The sequence below is a fragment of the Metamycoplasma auris genome (assembly GCF_003253435.1).
Classification (GTDB): Bacteria; Bacillota_I; Bacilli_A; order Mycoplasmatales; family Metamycoplasmataceae; genus Metamycoplasma; species Metamycoplasma auris.
Genome location: NZ_QKUB01000027.1, coordinates 1 through 1,615, shown reverse-complemented (window position 1 = coordinate 1,615; position 1,615 = coordinate 1). Strand labels below are relative to the sequence as shown.

Genomic DNA, 1,615 nt, shown 5'->3' with positions numbered 1-1,615 from the left:
AAGATTTTTTAGTTTTTAGATTATTAATGTAGTCTCTGATATTAATTTGTTATCTTCATAATTTAATTTATAGTTCTTTTCTAAATATCCATCTACCCTAACAGTGATGCGATTTGCAAAGATTGATTTTATAGTTATTTGTTCTAAAATGAAATTATCCTCATTAATTTCAAATGTTATGTCAAGAAATTTTGGGGTTTCTTCCGATATATTTTCTTTAAAATCAGATATTGACTTGAAAATGTAATTTACACTAGTAAACTTTTGTGAGACTCTTCCTTCTAAATATCTAATTGGAAATACAGCTTTTTCCTTTGTAAAAAATAAACTTCATCCTCTACCACCACCCCCTGGTCCTCTTCCAGTATTAGGTGGGATATCATGATATTTAGTTTCAAATCCTTCTCTTATGACATTTGAATATTTTTCAAAATATGCTTTATTAAATACAATTTCACCTGCAACTTCCCTAATTAGCAGTTCCTTAAATCTTGTACTATATTTAGGTAGATAGTTTCATACCTCATCTCAATTTTTTAAATTAACACCAAAAATATTCCTTGTCCCATCATCTATAACATTGCTAGTCTTTCCATACTGTAATATATTTATTTCTCTAGAAGGTTTCTCTGAGTAGCGCACACGTCAATCAGGCGCTTTTGTTTTCATTGGAATTTCAATTATTATCTCATCCTCTTTTTTCTTTTGTGGTTCTCAGTAAACCTTACTTAAATATTCAGCTATCTCAGAAGTATGACTTGGACTTCAAAACAAATAATTAAAATTATGGCTAGAACTCGTATTAAAATCTAAAGGTGTATTAGATATATTTACTTCTGAAATCTTGTCAGGGATAATTGGCATTTGTATTACTTTATTGTGAAATTGAAACACATTATTTCTATTCAAAATGTTCTCCTTAGGAGATCACTTCTTACTATTCTTATCAAAAACAAAATAATTGGATTTTATAATATATAAATCGTTATCAATTGTTTTTTCTAAATAAAAGGGTAGGTAGAATTCATGTTCTTCAGTTAAACCTCCCTTGAAACAAAAGGATGAGGATATTTGTTTAGATAGCATCAGAATAAATAAACGTATTGTGCTTCTTAATTTTTCACTTGTTAGTTTGTTAAGTAAAACGTTGATCTCAAAATCATTAAATTGTTTAGGATCATTACCGTTGTAGATCTTTTCTTTAAATTCTCTACGCTTATTTTCATCTAGATTTGCAAAATTCGAAGTTAATGTATCTGTTACTTTAAAAATCCTATTATGTAAAAATTCCTTAGAAAAATTATCAAGTTCATCTATCCCATCAATAAATGTAAAATTGCGACTTAAGAAATCCGTATAAAACTTACTTCAGTATAATTCATTTTTATCAAAAAAATACCTTCCAATTAACTTAAAAATAAATAGAGTTTGACTATATCACGACACATAATCTTTTTGAACATTTGTTGGGTGCAAAATCAATGGATAAAATGAAACGTCGTCATTTGTTTTAAAATTAGCTATTACATTGTTTTCAATTTGGAGATTATTTTGTTCAATTCTTCCTTTGAAGACAATATCACTTATTAAAATTGAATTTGGCACAGTTAAAACT

At 27.2% G+C, this 1,615-nt stretch carries 1 protein-coding gene; it reads right to left on the bottom strand.

The annotated features are described in order from the left end of the window. Positions 1–15 precede the first annotated feature (15 nt). Positions 16–1,615, bottom strand: a 1,600-nt coding sequence (locus BCF89_RS08795) for a hypothetical protein (protein WP_170108365.1), incomplete at its 5' end; no start/stop codon positions are given.